Annotated in this window: 17 protein-coding genes; 6 read left to right on the top strand and 11 right to left on the bottom strand. The window is 45.7% G+C overall.

The features are described from left to right. Positions 1-35 precede the first annotated feature (35 nt). The 5 genes from glgB to rplM form a co-directional block, all read right to left on the bottom strand. On the bottom strand, positions 36-2,213 hold the full coding sequence (gene glgB, locus HBAL_RS09420; protein WP_015827712.1) for a 1,4-alpha-glucan branching protein GlgB: 2,178 nt from the start codon (positions 2,211-2,213) through the stop codon (positions 36-38). Beyond that, the gene (locus tag HBAL_RS09425) at positions 2,213-4,678 is read right to left on the bottom strand and encodes a glycogen/starch/alpha-glucan phosphorylase (protein ID WP_015827713.1); all 2,466 of its coding nucleotides are present in this window, start codon (positions 4,676-4,678) and stop codon (positions 2,213-2,215) included. The genes glgB and HBAL_RS09425 overlap by 1 nt, the downstream gene beginning before the upstream one ends. Before the next feature lie 226 nt (positions 4,679-4,904). Next, positions 4,905-5,846: an N-acetyl-gamma-glutamyl-phosphate reductase gene (gene argC, locus HBAL_RS09430; protein WP_015827714.1), complete on the bottom strand. Its 942-nt coding sequence runs from the start codon at positions 5,844-5,846 to the stop codon at positions 4,905-4,907. Positions 5,847-5,947: 101 nt separating this feature from the next. Next, positions 5,948-6,439 carry a 30S ribosomal protein S9 gene (gene rpsI, locus HBAL_RS09435; protein ID WP_015827715.1) on the bottom strand — a complete coding sequence of 164 codons (492 nt, stop codon included), beginning with the start codon at positions 6,437-6,439 and terminating at the stop codon, positions 5,948-5,950. A 2-nt stretch (positions 6,440-6,441) separates the two neighbouring features. Beyond that, the gene (rplM, locus tag HBAL_RS09440) at positions 6,442-6,909 is read right to left on the bottom strand and encodes a 50S ribosomal protein L13 (RefSeq protein WP_015827716.1); all 468 of its coding nucleotides are present in this window, start codon (positions 6,907-6,909) and stop codon (positions 6,442-6,444) included. Between the two features lie 128 nt (positions 6,910-7,037). Between rplM and HBAL_RS09445 the strand changes: the two genes are divergently transcribed. Beyond that, positions 7,038-8,009 carry a hypothetical protein gene (locus tag HBAL_RS09445; protein WP_149037397.1) on the top strand — a complete coding sequence of 324 codons (972 nt, stop codon included), beginning with the start codon at positions 7,038-7,040 and terminating at the stop codon, positions 8,007-8,009. Here the strand turns inward: HBAL_RS09445 and HBAL_RS09450 are convergent. After that, positions 8,006-9,070, bottom strand: a complete 1,065-nt coding sequence (locus HBAL_RS09450; RefSeq protein WP_015827718.1) for a COX15/CtaA family protein — start codon at positions 9,068-9,070, stop codon at positions 8,006-8,008. The two genes, HBAL_RS09445 and HBAL_RS09450, sit on opposite strands and share 4 nt — an antisense overlap. A gap of 130 nt (positions 9,071-9,200) precedes the next feature. Between HBAL_RS09450 and HBAL_RS09455 the strand changes: the two genes are divergently transcribed. After that, the gene (locus HBAL_RS09455) at positions 9,201-9,416 is read left to right on the top strand and encodes a DUF2842 domain-containing protein (RefSeq protein ID WP_015827719.1); all 216 of its coding nucleotides are present in this window, start codon (positions 9,201-9,203) and stop codon (positions 9,414-9,416) included. A 4-nt stretch (positions 9,417-9,420) separates the two neighbouring features. Here the strand turns inward: HBAL_RS09455 and HBAL_RS09460 are convergent, their stop codons facing one another. Next, entirely contained in the window at positions 9,421-11,277 is a 1,857-nt protein-coding gene (locus HBAL_RS09460; protein ID WP_041302186.1) for an ABCB family ABC transporter ATP-binding protein/permease, read from the bottom strand. A gap of 102 nt (positions 11,278-11,379) precedes the next feature. Between HBAL_RS09460 and HBAL_RS09465 the strand changes: the two genes are divergently transcribed. Together HBAL_RS09465 and HBAL_RS09470 are read left to right on the top strand one after the other, a co-directional pair. After that, positions 11,380-11,940 carry an LOG family protein gene (locus HBAL_RS09465; RefSeq protein WP_015827721.1) on the top strand — a complete coding sequence of 187 codons (561 nt, stop codon included), beginning with the start codon at positions 11,380-11,382 and terminating at the stop codon, positions 11,938-11,940. 10 nt (positions 11,941-11,950) lie between these two features. Beyond that, positions 11,951-12,277, top strand: coding sequence for an excalibur calcium-binding domain-containing protein (locus HBAL_RS09470; protein ID WP_015827722.1), 327 nt, complete (start codon positions 11,951-11,953; stop codon positions 12,275-12,277). Positions 12,278-12,317: 40 nt separating this feature from the next. Here HBAL_RS09470 and HBAL_RS09475 read toward each other — a convergent pair whose 3' ends face one another. Beyond that, complete coding sequence (locus HBAL_RS09475) at positions 12,318-13,010, bottom strand: GOLPH3/VPS74 family protein (RefSeq protein ID WP_015827723.1); 693 nt, start codon at positions 13,008-13,010, stop codon at positions 12,318-12,320. 241 nt (positions 13,011-13,251) lie between these two features. On the opposite strand from HBAL_RS09475, the gene HBAL_RS09480 reads away from it, so the two are divergent. After that, positions 13,252-14,712, top strand: coding sequence for a nucleoside hydrolase-like domain-containing protein (locus HBAL_RS09480; RefSeq protein ID WP_015827724.1), 1,461 nt, complete (start codon positions 13,252-13,254; stop codon positions 14,710-14,712). Positions 14,713-14,814: 102 nt separating this feature from the next. On the opposite strand, the gene gltX is transcribed toward HBAL_RS09480, so the two are convergent. Both gltX and HBAL_RS09490 read right to left on the bottom strand, forming a co-directional pair. Continuing rightward, positions 14,815-16,155 carry a glutamate--tRNA ligase gene (gene gltX, locus HBAL_RS09485; RefSeq protein WP_015827725.1) on the bottom strand — a complete coding sequence of 447 codons (1,341 nt, stop codon included), beginning with the start codon at positions 16,153-16,155 and terminating at the stop codon, positions 14,815-14,817. A 109-nt stretch (positions 16,156-16,264) separates the two neighbouring features. Next, positions 16,265-16,990 (bottom strand): thermonuclease family protein, encoded by a 726-nt coding sequence (locus HBAL_RS09490; protein ID WP_015827726.1) that lies wholly within the window; start codon positions 16,988-16,990, stop codon positions 16,265-16,267. Between the two features lie 219 nt (positions 16,991-17,209). On the opposite strand from HBAL_RS09490, the gene HBAL_RS09495 reads away from it, so the two are divergent. Then, positions 17,210-19,096, top strand: coding sequence for a propionyl-CoA synthetase (locus HBAL_RS09495; protein WP_015827727.1), 1,887 nt, complete (start codon positions 17,210-17,212; stop codon positions 19,094-19,096). 96 nt (positions 19,097-19,192) lie between these two features. Here HBAL_RS09495 and prfB read toward each other — a convergent pair. Next, positions 19,193-20,306 (bottom strand): peptide chain release factor 2 gene (prfB, locus tag HBAL_RS09500; RefSeq protein ID WP_015827728.1). Its coding sequence is split into 2 segments (ribosomal slippage): positions 19,193-20,236 and positions 20,238-20,306, totalling 1,113 coding nucleotides; the frame shifts between segments, so codons are not numbered across the junction. Positions 20,307-20,334 lie beyond the last annotated feature (28 nt).

Genomic DNA, 20,334 nt, shown 5'->3' on the forward strand with positions numbered 1-20,334 from the left:
TTCTTTTGTCTTCAAAGCTGGTGCGGCCACAATCATTACGACTCCAGTTTTAAGATCAGCGTTCCTAGCGGCGGAATATTCAAATCGGCAATTCCATTTTGATCAGTTTGTATTTTACCCAAATTCCCCACCCCCGATCCTCCATAAGTATGCGCATCTGTATTCAAAATTTCTTTCCAAATACCTGCATGAGGCAATTTAATTTTGTAACTATTGCGCACTATGGGTGTAAAATGACTAATTATTAGGATTGTTGGCGCATCCGGTGCTTTTCTTTGCCACGCAAAAACTGAATCTGCCGCAGCATCCACAAGCACCCAATCAAAGCCTTCTCCTTCACAATCACGTGCATGCAGCGCAGGCTCAGACTTATAGATATTGTTCAGATCACGTACCAAGCTTTGTACACCTTGGTGCGGCCCATATTCGAGTAAATGCCAATCAAGAGAGCGTTTTTCACTCCACTCATCTCGTTGAGCAAACTCTTGCCCCATGAATAAAAGTTTCTTACCTGGATACCCCCACATAAAGGCAAAATAAGCGCGAAGAGTTGCAAATTTTTGCCAATCATCCCCCGCCATTTTATTCAGCAAGGATCCTTTGCCGTGCACAACTTCGTCATGGCTTAAAGGCAATACAAAATTTTCAGTAAAGGCATACATCAATCCAAATGTAATTTCATTGTGGTGATGTTGGCGATGAACTGGATCACGTGCGAGATAACGCAACGTGTCATTCATGAACCCCATATTCCATTTGAACCCAAAACCAAGCCCGCCTTCATGCACTGGATGAGAAACTTTAGGCCAAGAGGTAGATTCTTCAGCCATTGTCAAAATACCTGGATGACGGCCGTAAACTTCCTTATTCATCAATTTTAGAAAATCGACAGCCTCTAGGTTTTCACGACCACCAAATTCATTTGGTATCCACTCACCCTGTTCCCGCGAATAATCCAAATATAACATCGACGCCACTGCATCAACGCGAAGACCATCAACATGAAAATGTTCAGCCCAAAACAAAGCATTGTTGACCAGATAGGACACAACCTCTTTGCGACCAAAATTAAATATCGCGGTATTCCAGTCAGGGTGAAATCCTTTGCGTGGATCTTCATGCTCATAAAGGGCAGTCCCATCAAACCGAGAGAGACCATGAGCATCCGTTGGAAAATGCGCTGGCACCCAATCAATCAAGACACTTAAACCAGCTTTGTGTGCGCCTTCCACAAAACGCGCAAACCCGTCAGGGTCTCCAAAGCGTGCTGTGGGTGCATATAAGCCAGTCGTTTGATATCCCCAACTTGGATCGTATGGAAATTCACTGATTGGCAAAAATTCGATGTGCGTAAATCCCATATCTAAAACATATGGAATTAGTTGCTCCGCCATTTCATCCCAGCTTAAAAAGCCGCCATAGCCATTTTTGCGCCATGAACCTGGATGCACTTCATAGATGGATATCGGCAATCTACGCGCATCCGCATCTGCCCAATATTTACGATGCTCATCATCATTCCATGTGCGTTCTGACGGACCTTTAACAATAGAAGCAGTATTGGGCCTTAATTCTGATTTATAGGCAAAAGGGTCGGCTTTCAACGGAAGCGTATTTCCGTCTGGCCCTACGATCTCATATTTATACGCTGCACCATCACCAATGTCGGGTAAGAAGATTTCCCATATACCCGTGTCCACTCGTTTGCGCATTTGATTGCGGCGATTGTCCCATTTATTAAAATCCCCAACGACAGATACGCGTTGAGCATTTGGGGCCCACACAGCAAAATGAACACCTTTAGCTCCTTCGTGTTCAATCACATGTGCGCCGAGTTTATCAAACAATCGCAAATGCGAGCCCTCTGAAAGATAATAATCATCCATCGGGCCAAGAACTGGACCAAAACTGTAGGCATCAGCTATTTCATATGTGCCGCCATTTTCATATTTCGCCACATACCGAATGGGTTGACGTTTCTTCAATGCAACTGAGCCTTCAAAGAGGCCTGCATCATCAATTCTAGTCAACTCACCAACGCTTTTTCCTGCCAAAGTGTATGCTTCCACATGAATAGCATCGGGAAATAGCGCACGCGCAATAAACCGCTTCGTTTTATTGCCATTATTTTCAGGATGAACCCCCAAAACAGAAAAGGGATCATTTTCCTGCGCAGAGATCAGTGCATGAATGCGGTCTGATCCTAGTGTCATTAGAGGCCTACTTTCCAGATTTCTTCAGCATATTGCCTTATTGTTCTATCCGACGAAAACCAACCAGCATTAGCGGTATTTTTAATCGCCATTTTAGCCCAGAGTTTCTTATCTTTCCAGATTTCGTCAACACGTCGCTGCGCCAACGAATAACTATCAAAGTCCGCTGCGACCATAAACCAATCGTGCTCGACAATTCCATCAATAAGTCCAGAATATCTGAAAGTATCATCTGGTGAGAATGTACCAGTCTGGATTGCCGTAAGCGCCTGCTTCAGCTCTGGTGAATTAGCGATGATTTCTTTGGGGTCATAATTACCTTCACGTTTGGCCGCAACTTCATCTGCAGTCATTCCGAATATAACTATATTGTCGTCACCGACATTTTCTTTAATCTCAACATTCGCACCATCTAGCGTACCGATAGTGATAGCGCCATTGACTTGGAATTTCATGTTTCCAGTACCTGAAGCTTCCATACCCGCTGTCGAAATTTGCTCAGAAAGGTCTGCAGCAGGAAATAATCTCTCTGCTTGCGAAACATTATAGTTTGGCACGAATACAACTTTCAACAGTCCCTGAACTGCTGGATCTTGATTGATAACCCGCGCAACGTCATTGGCAAGTTTGATGATCAGCTTGGCGTTGTGGTAGCTAGACGCCGCCTTACCACCAAAGATTTTCACCCGCGGTGCCCAGTCCTTTTCAGGGTGGGTACGAATTTGATCGTATAATGCAACGGCGTGAATAATGTTGAGCAATTGACGTTTATATTCATGGATCCGTTTGATCTGAATATCAAACATCGACGCAGGATCAATTTTCGCACCACAATATGAAGCAAGGTGATTAGAAAGTTGAATTTTTTTCTCCAACTTCACAGCCATAAACTTTTCTTGAAACGCTGTATCATCCGCAAACTTATTCAAGTCGATAAGACGTTCCGCATCATCTTTAAATGCAGGTCCGATCGCCTCTTCAATCAAATTAGTAAGTTCAGGGTTACACTGCATCAACCAGCGCCGGAAAGTCACACCATTTGTTTTGTTGTTGATGCGGTCCGGATAGAGTTTATGAAGATCTTTAAATACGGTTTGTTTCATCAATTCCGTATGTAGCGCCGAGACCCCATTGACCTTATGAGAGCCAACAAAAGCCAGATTTCCCATTCTAACGCGGCGTTCGCCAGCTTCATCAATAAGTGAAATGGCAGATACAGCCGCATCGTCAAACCCTTTGGTTTTACGCGCAACTTTAAGAATGTGGGCATTGATAGCATATACAAGCTGCATGTGACGCGGCAATAAACGTTCAAACAATGGCACAGACCAGCTTTCCAAAGCTTCAGGCAGCAATGTGTGGTTTGTGTAAGAGAATGTTTCTCGCGCGATATCCCAAGCTTCTTCAAACTCAATATCATGCACATCAACGAGAAGACGCACCAACTCCGCGACTCCAACAGCTGGATGAGTATCATTTAGCTGAATTGACGCACGCTCATGCAGAGTACGAATGTCTCCAAAATCCTGAATATGACGGCGCACAATGTCTTGCAAAGATGCTGAGGTGAAGAAGTATTCCTGACGCAAACGCAAAGACTGCCCAGCAACGGATGAATCTGCAGGGTATAAAACACGCGTCAAAGAACTCGCCCTATTGCTGTCGCGCAGGGCTCCCTGATGCTCTCCGGCATTAAATTGATCGAGCAAAATCGGATCAATAGGCTGTGCACTCCACAAGCGAAGTGTATTCACCTGATTGCCGCGCCAACCAACAATTGGCGTATCATATGGCGTCGCAATAACACGCTCTTGCGGGTTCCATGTCATTTTACCCGGTGTACCTAGCGTTTCCTCAGCTGCTTCAACCACTCCGGCGAAGCCAACTTCGTAAGAACACTCTCGACGTTCAAATTCCCATGGGTTTCCGTGTGCGAGCCATGTTTCAGGAAGCTCAACTTGCCAGCCATCCGAAATTTCCTGACGGAACATACCGTTGATATAGCGAATTCCATACCCATAGGCTGGTACACCAATGGTTGCCATGCTTTCCATGAAACACGCAGCCAAGCGACCAAGCCCACCATTACCTAACGCCGCATCAGGCTCTAATTCAGCGACAACATTTAGATCTACCCCAAGGCTTCCTAGTGCTTCTTGCATCTGCTCAAGCATTTCCATGTTGGAAACGGCATCACGCATCAAGCGACCAATAAGAAATTCAAGGCTGAGATAATAAACCCGCTTACCTTTATCTTCATGAAACTCTTGTTTCGTTCGAATCCATGCATCAATAATACGGTCACGAATAACGAGAATGACCGCATGCAACCAGTCATGCTTGTGTGCATTGGCAGCATCCTTACCAACACGGTAAGTCAGACGTTCAACAATTTCTGTAGCAAGTATCGAAGAGTCAAATTTGCGAGGCTCGGGACGTGGCAGTCCCTCTGACTTCAGTTTCATGAAATTCCCCAGGGTCTAATTGGTCATCGTTCAAATAGTATGCGCCTTTTGCGCCATGAACTCTACCGGATTAGTTAACAAGACCGTGTGATATTCACTTTTTCGCCATTAGATAGCATTTTTTTTGTAAACTGCCCGCTCAACAGACAAACATTGAGCATTTCTATCTCAATTGCTTGAACAATCACTACACACCATTTGGTGTATGAGAGAGACTGGCTGACGATTAAAGTCCTGAATTTTCTGGAAATCCAAGCGCAATATTCATATTCTGGACTGCCGCCCCTGAAGCACCTTTGCCAAGGTTATCCAAGCGCGCAACCAAGCGAACTTGTTCATCACTTCCAAAAGTGAACAATTCCATCTTATTTGTGCCATTCAAAGCTTCAGGTTCAACACTACCTAGCGCATCACAATCATCCAGTGATTTCACCTCAACAAATTGCTCACCAATATAAGATTTTTCTAGCACTGATTGAATAGCCGCACGTGTCGGCTTGTTGGGCAATGCGCGCGTGATCAGCGGCAATTCAACCAACATACCTTGAGCGTAACGCCCTACAGCAGGTGCAAACATTGGTAGATATTCCAAACCAGCATGTACTTGCATTTCAGGCGGGTGTTTATGCACTTGCCCGAGCGCATACGCGCGAAATGCTTCTGTGGTATAGTGTTCAGATGCTTCATCTTCGAACATAGAAATCATCCCTTTACCACCGCCTGTATAACCAGAAACAGCGTTCACAGTAATGGGATGACTTGCAGGAATAATTCCCGCCTCAACTAGCGGACGCACCAATCCGATAAAACCTGTTGGATAGCATCCCGGGTTTGAAATACGTTTGGATTTAGCAATTGCCTCTCGCTGGTCTTTAGCCATTTCAGCAAAACCATAAACCCATCCATCAGCGACACGGTGCGCTGTTGAAGCATCAATAATAACCGTATCGGGATTGTCTACCAAAGACACAGCTTCAATCGCGGCGTCATCCGGCAAACACAATATAACGACATTCGCGCTATTAATAAGACGCGCACGCTCAGATGCGTCTTTGCGTTTTTCTTGCGCAATTGAAATAAGCTCCAGATCAGACCGGTCACGTAGTCTATCTGCGATCTGAAGACCTGTCGTTCCAGCTTCACCATCAATAAAAACTGTCGGGGCCATGACAAATACCTCTTAAATTCAGCTTGCAAAGAAATTGAGACAAAGAAAAGGGCGCTGTGACATAAGCCAAGCGCCCTTTCCAGAATATATTGTTTCGAAACTTAACGTTTGGAGAACTGGAAAGAACGACGCGCTTTAGCACGACCGTATTTCTTACGCTCAACCTCACGTGAGTCACGTGTCATGAAGCCGTGTGGTTTCAACGCAGCACGAAGAGTTGGCTCATAAGCCACCAATGCGCGAGAGATACCGTGACGAACCGCACCAGCTTGTCCAGAAAGGCCAGAACCTTTAACAGTACAAACAACGTCAAACTCTGTACGACGCTCAGCGGCGATCAAAGGTTGCTCAAGGATCAAACGCAAAACCGGGCGAGCAAAATACTCTGTCTGGTCTTTACCATTCACTGTAATCTTACCAGTACCCGGTTTAATCCAAACACGAGCAACAGCAGATTTACGACGTCCAGTACCGTATGCACGACCTTGTGCATCGATAGTTGGCTCAACAGGAATCAACGGAGCAGCAGCAACAGCGCCAGCTTCAGAGTTCAAGTTTTTTAGGTCTTCTAGGCTTTCTACAGCGTCGGACATATTTAAGCAGCTTTCACGTTTTTGCTGTTCATAGCTGCGAAGTCGACAACTTCTGGCTGTTGAGCATCATGTGGGTGCTCTGTGCCAGCGTAAACACGCAACTTAGAAAATTGTGTACGAGCCAAAGAGCTTTCTCTTGGCATCATACGCTCGACGGCCTTCTTAAGAACGCGTTCTGGGAAACGTCCATCAAGAATTTCTTCAGCGCGGCGAGATTTGATCCCACCAGGGTGGCCAGTGTGCCAATAGTAAGTCTTGTCACGGCGTTTGTTACCAGTGAAGACAGCTTTATCAGCGTTGATAATTACAATATGGTCGCCAGTGTCGATGTGCGGTGTAAAGTCAGCACGGTGCTTGCCACGCAGGCGCTTTGCAACGTAAGACGCTAGACGTCCTACAACAACGCCTTCAGCGTCAATCACGACCCATTTGTGTTCGACCTCGGAAGGTTTTGCAGAATAAGTTTTCATCGCTCCCTCACGGGGCCTCATATAATAGAAAGTTGATTGTTCAAATGAACGAGCGAGTGTGGCTACAGTCCAGTGTAACCTTTGTCAACACAAAGCTAGCAATCTCATTAGGATTCCTTGCAACATTTTTGACATTTAGCTGTTCACCAGCCGAAAATAGCGAAGAAATCGCGCCTGTTCAACCCAATATTGAAACTGAAACGCCTCAAAACACCCTTCCAATAATCTGGGAATCTAAGCCTGCGGCCGCGCCAATTATAGACATTGCTATTGGAAAATCAGAATCAGGTGCCTTTTATACTACGGCAATTCTAGAAGACGGCTCTGCCCAGACTTTTGATATGGATGGAATCCCAGTCGCAAGATCAAAACCCGATCTATTTGCCGAAATTTCCTCTAGCAAACCAATCTCTGTTTCCGGCACGGACTTAATCGCACACATCGCAAAATCTCAAGATGATCTTTTATCCTTGGCACTCGTTTCTCCAGAAAACAAGATAGTTGGATTTTCTGCTTTAAATACATCGCCCACGATCGATACTTTATGCGAAGCAAAGTCCGACCAGCCAATGGACAAAATGCAGATCAACTATGAAAGTGATGATGCAATTTTTAAAGCGGCGATAGATTTATCGACAGACACGCCTGTATTGGCGGCTGCTCAAACACCTAACATCTCAGAAACTGATATAATTTGCGGTCCAACTCAGACGCTATCCACCTCTGCGCAATCTTTGGAGCGCAAAGCTCTTGCTATATCAAAACAATCTCAGTCCACTTTATTAGTAACAGACATTCAAAATGGCTCTAGACAAACCTACTCTCTCAAAGAAGGAATGTCCGTTAACGCACCCCAAGCGCTATCAAGCGTCGCAACCTATCCAGACTTTATCTCCATAGACTACCCGCAAGGGCTTTTGGTCGTAGCAGGTGAGCACAATGACGGCAGCTCCAAGCTGTCATACATTAGCATGGAGACATTATTGGATGATTTTTCAGACGATGCAGACACACCCCAAGAAGAAGATGCCACAAATACAATTTCACCAGAAATTAAAGCGCTTCAAGATGCACTAAAAGCGGTGAGCGAAGAAAACTAACGTTCTCTTTGCCCCGAGCACTGCCAGACAAGTATAACTGTCGAGAGCAACACTATCGTACCAAGGGCCTGGTGAAACAAGCCAAGCCCAATGGGTGCTCCAAATAGAAGTGTCACGACACCTAGAACCGACTGCCCCGCTACAGCATGCGCCGTACGTTTAAACCAACCACCCGCAGCACGTGGAAATTTAAAGGCAGCATAAACACTTAATCCCAACAGAATATACGCCATGACTCTGTGGTTAAACTGCACTGTTGCCACATTTTCAAAGAAATTGCGTAGCCCTAATTCACTGACCCAATATCCTGCTGGCACAACGGATCCATCCATCATCGGCCAGTCTGTATATGTGCGTCCCGCATCCAGTCCTGCTACAAGTGCGCCCAGCATCATCTGCAAACTAGCTGCAACAAGCAGAATAATAGCCCATTTTTGAGATCTGTTATCATCAATGAAGCGCGGACGCTCTCGCATGGAAAACCACGTCCACACACAACCGCCTATAATAAGTAGAGCAAGTGAAAAGTGCGTCATCAAACGATAGGGCGCGACATCCACACGCGAGGTTTCACCCACACCTGAAGAGACCATCCACCAGCCGATAAAACCTTGCAAACCACCTAAAGCAAACAATGCCCACAACCGGCGGCGCAGTTTTGGTGTCGTGTAGCCCAATGCCCAAAAAGCCAGAAACGGCAACAAGAAAACCACACCGACAAGCCGCCCAAGCAATCTATGGCTCCACTCCCACCAGTATATATATTTAAACTCAGATAACTCCATGCCAACATTCTGGAGTTTGTATTCATCTGTCTGGGTTTTGTACTTCTCAAATTCAGCCGCCCAATGCTCACTATTCATTGGCGGCAAAGCGCCCGTCACTGGTTTCCATTCCGTAATTGAAAGCCCGCTATCCGTCAGGCGCGTTGCCCCTCCCACCAAAATCATCGCATAAACCATAGCAGCAATTATAAGAAGCCAAATGCGAACAGCATTGGCTCCCTTTTGAGGGCGAATACCTTTTAAACCGACATCTTCAGAAGAAACTTGAGTACGCATGTGTGTTTAGATATGCCTGTGACAATATTTAAGTAGTGAACTATTTTGCATACAAGCAATTTTTGTGCTCACTGCAAACAAATAGCTTCATGCAGCTATGATTTGCCGCAGCTATATTTGGAGATACGCATTGCGCAAGGTATTTGGATCAGTCGCCCTTTTAGCATTTTTAGCCGTCTATATCGTCGTCGCAGTACACCTTGGTGAAATGCTTCAAGGCAAAAAAATCCTGTCTATCCTATTTTACTGTATCGCAGGTATTGGCTGGGCACTTCCCCTCAAGCCTCTCTTGCAATGGATGCATGCCAAGGACGAAGTGCTACCAAAGAACGAGATTGGCGAATAACGGACTAAACTCTTTTAAACGCCGTAACACTGCCTTCTGCTTCACTGCCTTTCGATTGCCGCTCCCACATTTGAGCATAAATGCCATGAAAAGCGAGCAAATCATCATGCTTGCCATGCTCAGCAACATGTCCGTCTTTCAACACAATAATCTCATCTGCATCTGCAATTGTTGAAAGTCGGTGCGCAACCACCAAAGTTGTGCGCCCTTTTGATGCTAATTCCAGTGCATGCTGCACTTCTGCCTCAGTCGTCGAATCAAGCGCTGAAGTCGCTTCATCCAAAACAAGCACGGGCGGGTTTTTCAAAATTGCCCGCGCAATACCTAAGCGTTGTTTTTCTCCACCGGATAATTTAAGGCCGCGTTCCCCAACGCGTGTTTCCCATTTATCCGGCAAACCATTTATGAAATCGAGCAATTGAGCCTGATCCGCTGCCGCTTCAATTTCTTCTTGGCTAGCATCAGGCGCACCATAAATGAGGTTCTCTTTGATCGTGGTATTAAAAAGAACCACCTCTTGAGGCACCAGCCCTAACGCTTCTCGAAGAGACTTTTGTGTCACGGACCGCAAATCCTGTCCATCAAACAGCACTTGTCCTTTTTCAACATCAAAAAATCGAAATGCCAGCTTAAGCAATGTCGATTTCCCCGAACCAGACGGCCCCACAATCGCAAGCTTCTTGCCGGCCTCAGCCACAAAACTCACATCCTCTAGCCCTGCAGAACGACCATCATGTGAGAAAGCCGCATTTTTAAATTCAACACGGCCACCCCCCACTTTTAGCTCTTTGGCATCTGGCGCATCCGCAACTTCGGGCACCATATCCATCAAGCCAAACAATTTTTCTAAATCAACACTGCCTTGTTTGATCTCCCGCCATGCCCAACCAAGAATGTTCAGTGGTCTATATAAATTCATCAAAATTAACGTCACCGCCGCAACATCGCCGGGTTTCAAACCACCATTAATAGCCGCCCATACGCCCAGTCCCGCCACACCAAACAGCCCTAAATTCATAATAAATTCTTGGCCAGCATTGAGCAAAGCCAAGGAACGCGCCGTCGCGACGAATGATTTATTATAGCTCAAAAAGGATTGATTATGCCGTTCAGTTTCGCGCTCTTCAGCGGCAAAAGCTTTAACGGTCTCAAAATTGGTGAGGCTATCAACAGCACGCCCGCGAAGTTCTGTATCTTCTTCATTCAGAACACGGCGCTGCCTTACCCGCCATTCGGTGATTGAGAGCGTAAAAATCACATACACCACTACAGTCACCACAGCTATGAGCGACATGCCGATACCAAACTTCACGCCCAACACAACCGACGCCAACACCAATTCAATAATAGTCGGGCCGATATTGAATGCCAAAAACCGAATCAAAAAATCAATCGCACCTGCCCCCCGCTCGATCATCCGATTGAGTGCGCCTGTGCGCCGCGTCAAATGAAAACGCAGAGATAATTTCTGCGCATGTCCAAATGCTTCAACAGCCACAACGCGCATCGCATCCTGACTGATCGGCGCAAATAAAACATCGCGAAGATATGGGAAGCCCGTCGACAGAAAACGCGCACCAACCCACAACGCCATGCCCATTAGCACCGAATAAAATACCGAATCACCATCAGAAAGTGCGTTAATTGCATCTCCAAAAAACAATGGTGCTGACACCGCAAACAGCTTTGCAATCACCGTCAGGGCAAACGCAACAATCATCAAAGGGCGCCATTTCGACAATTCAGGCCGCGCCAACACAATCAATATGCGACCGATAGACGAGATCAGCCCTGCATCGGAACTTTCAATACCATCATTGTCGGCACTTGCTGCCATTTTTCCGTGTCCGCGTGGGCTCATAACTTTCTTTCCGAGTGCAAATAGTTGATTTTCTACAACCTGCACTCTCCCTTTTGGTTTCAAACCCATATATATGATTCAGAGTATAAATGGAGATGGTATATGTCCGGAATCAAGTCTGTATGCGTTTATTGTGGGTCATCTAACGATGCTGATCCATCCTACACCAAGCTTGCACAAGAATTAGGTAGAGCAATTGCCAAGCGCGGCTGGAGACTTGTTTATGGCGGTGGAACTGTCGGGTTAATGTTCGCCGCAGCTGAAGCCGCGCATAAAGCAGGCGGCGAAGTTCTAGGCGTTATCCCGCAATTCCTGCAACGCATTGAAGGCAATTATGAAGACGTGCCGCACATTGTTGTTGAAACCATGCACGAGCGCAAAAAACTTCTATTGGATGAATCTGAAGCATTTGTCGTACTACCCGGCGGTATTGGCACGCTTGAAGAAGCTGTTGAGACGCTTTCTTGGGCCAAACTTTCCCTACACGCCAAACCAATGGGTTTCCTTTCCAAAAATGAATATTGGACACCGTTTTTTGAGTGTATGGAAAAAATGGTCGACGCAAAATTCGCACCGCCATCCATGCTCGATCTCGCATTCACATCAGATGACGCAGACCACACACTCGATGAACTGAAAAAGCGGTATGTGAATGTGGGTTAGAAATTGAATTATGAGTAAGTCAGCATTCGTATTAATTTTTCTAATTATACGAGTGCTTTATAACAATCCCGCCTATGCGCATTCTGGGGGCAAAGATAAAAATGGCTGTCACACAGACCGGAAAACTGGAAATTACCATTGCCATAATGGAGGAAAAGGAAACCCTCCGCTATCTCCAAATCGTTCATCTGCTCCAAACCTAAATTCCAATTCTGCCGCCCCATTCTTCAGAAGCTGCAAAGAAGCTCGCGCGTCTGGGTATTACCGTATGAAACGTTCTGACCCGGGTTATCGTCCTGCCTTAGATCGAGATAATGATGGTATCGCTTGCGAATAGCCATAAACTGACGCTTTCTATTTACTGACAACTCTCACCTCTACCCAGCCGTTACTGCCGGAATAACTGCAGCAGCCACAATAACCGATATAATCGCTGCTTCTGTCTCCTTGATGACCTTCACAAAAGCTTCCGAATTCATAAACTCGGCTTTCTTCATCTCTTTTAACCGCGTCTTTGAAGACTTGTATAAGTCCTTGTCTAAATTGTGCCTCAAAATACCTGCCGCTTCAGAAAGAATGATGAGCAATCCGATTTTATCATCAATTTGAGAGATAGGGAGATTAGGATTTAAAGCCGCTTTAATTTCTTCAATCAGTCCCGCCTCTATTCTGCCATTCACAGTTGGCCATTTGGTTTGTGGGATCAATCCAAACAGTTTTGATTTCTCTTCACTCACTGCGCCAATTTCACACAATTCCTGCGCTAATATTTTTATGAATTTAGATTTTTGAGATATTCGCTCCGCCCACGATTTTATAGGACGCGCTTTGCCATCTGTTTGCATGTAATTAGCAATCGTCGACAGGAACTGACCCTGAACAATTGCATCAGGTTTACATGTGTATTTTGGTGTCTTGCCACTGTCACTTACTAATACACCCGACAATAATAATTCAGTCAGACCTACCCCCGCCAAAGCCTGCGGAAAATATCCAGAATACAAAGTCCCTTTTTCATCCTGCAATGCCAGCAACATGAGTGCTTGAGATAATGTCAGAGAAGATTTCATGTACTGCACTCCTAGATGAATTTTTATTCATATAAGAAACACCTCAAATTTGCTGAAAAGAAGGCAGCTCAGCATACAATTTACCCCACCAGTCACACATCCATTCACCCTCGCCCTCTTTAAAACATCTATCACTATGCATCTGACAGATCATACAGTTTGACGCTGTGATTTACCTCAGATAACAAATACGACAACGATAGACTTATATGTTTTATAATCTACATTTTGGGAGGGAATTATGCTTCGAGGACTTTCGCTTATTGCATTGTCAGTCGTGCTCAACATGGCTGCCTGTGCTCAGACACCTACTATTTCAAATCACAGTAAAATTTCAAACAATCACGCTGATCGCGTCATTATCCTGACCGACATTGAAGCTGATCCTGATGATACACAAAGCCTCGTAAGATTATTGCTCTATGCCAACCAGATCGACATTGAAGGCCTGATTGCAACGACGTCTGTACATCAAAAAAATAGAATAGCCCCCGAAACAATCCAAAAAGTCATCCATGCTTATGATCAAGTTCACGAAAATCTAGAAAAGCATGAAACAGGATACCCGACAGCTTCAGCATTGATGGAACTTATTAAAAATGGTCAACCCAGTTATGGTATGGAGGCTATTGGTGAAGGTAAAGATACTGAAGGTTCAGACTGGATCATTCAGGCTTTGAAAAAAGATGATGACCGCCCATTATGGATTAGCGTCTGGGGTGGTCCCAACACTTTGGCGCAGGCGCTCCTAACAATAAAATCAACCCATTCAGCACAAGAGACAAAACGATTAGTTGAAAAACTACGCGTTTATACAATCTCAGACCAAGACGATAGCGCCATCTGGATAAGACGTAACTTCCCAGACCTATTTTACATCGTAAGCCCAGGCGGATATTCAGCAAGCACTTGGGGCGCTATCAACCAGACATTCGAACGGATAGAAAATGATACAATCAGTAATCAATGGTTTGCTGACAACATCCAACAAGGTCACGGGCCATTGGGCGCTATATATCCGGATGTCGCCTATGGCGTAGAGGGTGACACACCCGCTTTTCTATCTCTCATACCCAATGGCTTAAACGAATCAGAAAAACCAAATTGGGGCGGCTGGGGAGGCCGTTACGAACTCTATCGCCCTAAATTAGCGGATTTAGATCCTAACGGATTTACTGGGGGTGTTCCCGTTGAAGAGGAACCTCGCCCGATTTGGACCAATGCAATTGATAAAATGGCATTGTGGGAAAAACCAACGCATGGCCGTGCTGATGTCATGACCGAGGAATTTGTTTCTGGAAACCGTATAACTCTAGCACGCTGGCGCGAAGAATTTCAAAATGACTTTGCTGCTCGCATGGATTGGACGACTAAATCTTATGACGAAGCCAATCACCCTCCCGTTCCAGTTTTATCTCACCCTACTCAGATAACGGCTAAATCTGGTGACACAATCACTTTGGATGCAAGTAGCTCAACCGACCCGGATGGCGACAGTCTATCTTTCGTCTGGTTTCACTATCCTGAAGCTGGCACTTTTGAAGGCGTTATTCCGGTCGGCACAGAAAATCTGTACACGAAACACATCCAACTTCCGGAAGTTGAAAAAACTGAAACAGCCCATTTCATCTTAAAAGTCACAGACAAAGGAAGTCCAGCACTCACGCGTTATAAACGCGTCATTGTGACTATAGAACCTTGATATAAACGCGACAGCCATTCCACATTATATCAACACCAGAGACACAAAAAACCGCAGATTATTTATACATCTGCGGCCTTTTTTATCTTTAATTGTCAGATATTACCCTAGACGTGCCAACACTTTTTCACGTCCGAGCAGCGCGATCACCTTATTCATTTGCGGGCCATGGGCCTGTCCTGTCAGCGCCAAGCGAAGCGGCATAAACAAGCCTTTTCCTTTGCGACCAGTTTCACTTTTCAGAGCATTCGTCCACTCTTTCCAAGTATCCTCATTGATCGCACCTTCCGGCAAATGTTCAGCAGCACCAGCAATGAAAGCCGCATCTTCAGCTTCAAGGTCAACTTTCTCAATTTCTCCAAAGAAAACAGGAAGCCAGACCGCCGCATCATCAACTTTTTGCAAATTCTCAGCGACTAATGTCCAAAATTCCGGTGTCGCTTTATCCCCCATCGGCAAAGCATTTAGACGCTCTTTTGCATCCTCAAATGTCAGCCCATGCGTGATTTCAGCATTAAGGCCCATCAGCTCTTTTTCATCAAAACGCGCAGGCGCACGCCCAATCTTATCAAAAGAGAATTCAGACGCCAAAGTTTCTAGACTATCTTTCAGCTCAACCGCGTCAGATGTCCCGATTTTCGCCAGTAAAGAAGCAATGGCTATAGGCTCAATTCCATCTTGTCCTAATTGCTGAATAGATAACGATCCCAGACGCTTAGACAGCCCCTGACCATCAGCCCCAATCAATAAAGGCGTGTGCGCCATTTGAGGTGTTGTGCCACCAAGCGCACGGAAAATCTCAATCTGCGCGCCAGAATTTGTCACGTGATCTTCACCGCGCACAACATGCGTAATCTTAGCGTCAATATCATCCACAACTGACGGTAATGTATAAAGATACGATCCATCTGCACGGATCAGCACAGGATCAGAAATCGACGCTGTATCAATAGATTGCGGGCCGCGCACAAGGTCAGTCCATTCACATGGTTGACCCGATAATTTAAAGCGCCAGTGCGGTTTACGCCCTTCTGCTTCAAGCTTGGCTTTCTCAACGTCCGTCAGCTTCAGGCCTGCTCTATCATAAACAGGCGGACGACCACGAGACAAAGCAATCTTACGTTTGCGGTCTAATTCTTCAGATGTTTCATAACACGCATATAGCAAACCTTCGGCTTTTAGCTTTTGGGTCGCTTTATCATATTCAGCAAAACGCTCGGATTGTTTGAACGTGTCATCCCATTTCAAACCCAACCAAGATAAGTCTTCTTTGATACCGTCTTCATATTCCTTTGTGGAACGCTCAAGATCCGTATCATCAATACGCAATACAAACTCACCACCCTGTCCTTTTGCGAACAACCAGTTGATCAGTGCTGTACGCACATTACCTACGTGAAGACGACCAGTTGGGGACGGTGCGAAACGAACTTTGCAAGACATGTATGATTTCTCAGATATTAGACACGGCGATTTTCGCCAAAACTAGCGCATGTATTCCCGCAACATGAGGAAATACGCAAGAGCTAGCGTTAATTTTGACTGATTTGAATTAGCGCGAAGCTTTTCGCCAACCAGCTGCCCAAGATTCTTCTTCGGTACAAAACCATTGCTCACCGTTTTTCACATTGATGCTCGTGCGCTCATAGTCCCGCTGTCCACGCACATGAAAAATACGATTACCAGATCCAGAAGAAATATTGCCTTTAATATCGCATCCTATTTTCACTGGTTTTGCCTGATTAGCTTTAGCCCGCGCTTCATTTACTTCACGAATGTGCTTTCGGTATTCATGCGGTCTTACAAACTCTGAACGCCAGATCCCACGATTATTAGCATGTGCATCTTTTTCAGCCTCTACATATCGCGTCGAATATTGCGTATAGGCAACCGCCCAACCATTGCGAACCTGAGCTTCATTCAGATCGATCTCACCCACACGACAAATAGAAACAGCACGTTTATAACGATCAGTGTCATAGACCGTACACGCCACAAGCTTGTTTCCAATAGCGCGCTCTAATGCTTTACGGGATGAACGACCACACGCCCATTCTTCACCGCGATAATTACAAGTTTGCTTGCCTTCCAGTGCATCAATTCCAAATAAACGGATACGCTCAGCACCAATTCGCAAACTATCACCATCCGTGACATCAGCGCGCCCTGATATGACTTGTAACGCCCCGTTCGTAGTGTTGGCTTTATCAGTAGCAAACACACTCAAAGACGCTAACGCACCCAACGCAACAGAGAAGACAAAAGAGAGTATTTTCATACCCTCAAACTAACGTGCAAGCCTTAACGAAAGGCTGATACCAAACCTATTTTCAAAGCAATGCTACGCCATGAAGCACAGCAATTTGCGCCCTATTGTCCCATACGACCTAAGGCCAATTCAAAGCCCAACACATAAACTGATAGATTGTCATCGAAAACTTCGCAGAATGATAAGCGAGAATTACAAGCTTTAAAGCTTTTGGGGCAGGACAACAAAATGAATGCAACTTTATCGGTGGAAACACTTCGCGAGAACGCAATAAACTCACCGCAAGAATACTGGGCTGAAGCTTCTAAACTCGTCGACTGGATGATACCACCAGAAACCATTTTAGATGACTCAAACCCGCCTTTCTATCGTTGGTATCGTGGCGGCGTCATGAACACTTGCTACAATGCAGTTGATCGCCATGTGGATGCTGGCAGAGGTGAACAAATTGCTATTATCTATGATAGTCCCGTTACCGGAAAAAAACGCCAATACACTTATAAAGACCTTCAAATAGCCGTTGCTAGAACCGCCGGAATGTTGGTCAAATACGGTGTTTCAAAAGGTGACCGTGTCATCATCTATATGCCAATGGTGCCTGAAGCCATGTTCGCTATGCTTGCCTGTGCGCGCATTGGCGCTGTTCATTCTGTTGTCTTTGGCGGATTTGCACCAAAAGAACTTGCCAAACGTATAGAGGATGCCAAACCTAAAATTGTCATGTCGGCATCTTGCGGCATCGAACCAAACCGCATTGTGCATTATTCTCCGCTTTTAAAAGAAGCACTCGCTTTATGCGAACACCAAGTTGACAAATGTATTATTCTCGAACGCCCACAAAGCCCTGTTACCTTGAATGAAGAGACGGATGTCGATTGGCTAACCGAGATGCAATTCAATCGGCAAGTTGATTGCGTACCTGTTATGGCGACTGACCCGCTATACATCTTGTATACATCCGGTACGACGGGTGTGCCTAAAGGCGTCGTCCGTGACAATGGCGGACATGCTGCTGCACTTTGTTGGTCCATGAAACATATTTATGGCACAAACCCGGGCGATGTATATTGGGCCGCTTCAGACATAGGCTGGGTCGTAGGTCATTCCTATATCACCTACGCCCCCTTATTGGCTGGCTGCACGACAATAATCTATGAAGGCAAACCTGTAGGCACTCCTGATCCTGGTGCATTCTGGCGTATCATAGAAGAATACCACGTAGATATCTTCTTCACTGCCCCAACTGCAATCCGTGCAATCAAATGCGAAGATTCAGAAGGTAAATATCTCAAAAACAAAGACCTCTCATCTCTAAAAGCTTTATTCCTTGCAGGTGAACGCGCCGACCCAGACACATTGCAATGGGCCGAAACCATGTTGAAAAAACCGGTTATCGACCATTGGTGGCAAACTGAGCTTGGCTGGCCTGCTCTGGCAGCTTGTTTAGGGCTTGGTGATACGCATACAAAACACGGCGCAGCAGGGCGCGCTGTTCCTGGCTTTGATATTCAGATAATTGATGAAAACAACGATCCCGTACCCACTGGAGAAACCGGAGATATAGTAATCAAACTTCCTCTTCCACCAGGGTGTTTGCCAACACTTTGGCAAGGCAATGATAAAATGCTGGAAAGCTACCTTATTGAACATGAGGGATTTTACTCCACAGGTGACGCCGGATACATTGATGATGAAGGCTTTGTGCATGTGATGAGCAGAACCGACGACCTCATTAATGTTGCTGGTCACCGCTTATCCACGGGCGGCATGGAACAAGTTCTCGCTAGCCATCCAAGCGTTGCTGAATGCGCCGTTGTTGGCGCTGCAGATTCCTTAAAGGGGCAAACACCAGTTGGCTTTGTTGTGCTAAAAAAGGCAAACACCATCCAAGATGATATTCTCATCAAAGAACTAGTTGCCAAAGTTCGAGACACGATAGGTCCTGTCGCTGCGTTCAAGCGAGTCCACATCGTCTCCAAACTTCCTAAAACACGCAGTGGAAAAATCTTACGAAAAACCATTCGTCAGATTATTGATGGTGAAGATTGGGTCACACCCGCAACCCTTGATGACCCTGCCGGACTAGATTCCATTGCCGCAGCTTGCGCTTCATAAATTGATACGACACACGAATGTTTCCAGCCATGGAAACATCTAGCCTGCTTCCAACCTCCCCCAGAAAACTTGGAAGCAGGCATTTTTTTACCAAAACTAAGTTTCGTTATCGCCGCCGACAGCCGCAGATAGTGACGCTGCTAGGAATTTATCCAAATCCCCATCAAGAACACCTTTAGTATCTGATGTTTCGACACCCGTACGAAGATCTTTAATCATCTGATAAGGCTGAAGCACGTACGATCGGATTTGATGCCCCCATCCGATATCGGTTTTTGCATCCGCATTCGCTTGTGCTGCTTCAGCACGTTCTCGCATTTTCAGTTCATAAATACGTGCGCGAAGCATGTTCCAAGCCGAAGCTCTGTTTTTATGCTGCGAACGATCTGACTGACACGCCACTACAATACCTGTTGGCGCATGCGTTAAACGAATAGCTGAGTCGGTTTTGTTGATGTGCTGACCACCTGAACCAGAAGCACGATAAGTATCTGTTCGTACATCTTTATCTTCAATTTCAACTTCAATTGTATCATCCAATACCGGAGAAACCGCAACAGAAGAAAAACTCGTATGACGTTTCGCATTTGAATCAAACGGCGATATTCGAACAAGGCGATGCACACCAGATTCGCTTTTCAGCCAGCCATAGGCATTCTCTCCAGACACTTTCAGGGTCGCAGATTTAATACCCGCTTCCTCACCATCATGACTGTCTAATTCTTCAACCTTCATACCATGTGCATTCGCCCAACGCACATACATACGCCGAAGCATATTAGCCCAGTCCTGACTTTCCGTTCCTCCTGCTCCCGCATTGATCTCAACGAAACAATCATTGCCATCAACTTCGCCAGACAGCAGCGCACTTAATTCAGCGCGTTCCGCACGGATAAGAGCCGCTTTCATGGACTCAACGATATCCTCCAGAAGGCTATCATCACCTTCCATCTCGGCCATCTCTGCCATTTCTTCCGCGTCAGAAATCTCTGTTTCCAATGCTGTGATGTCGTCCATCGCAGTCACGATCTTGGTGCGTTCTCGCATTAATTTCTGAGCGTTTTCAGCATCATTCCAAAAATCAGGATCTTCAGAAAGAGCATTCAATTCTTCTAGTCTTTTGCTGGATACATCCCAGTCAAAGACGCCTCCTCAGCAGTTCAATAGACTGCTGGATTTTATCGGCCATTGCCTGAAGTTCAGGGGTCATAAATATCTCAATCGCATTAAATTAAAGT

The sequence above is a fragment of the Hirschia baltica ATCC 49814 genome (assembly GCF_000023785.1).
Lineage (GTDB): Bacteria > Pseudomonadota > Alphaproteobacteria > Caulobacterales > Hyphomonadaceae > Hirschia > Hirschia baltica.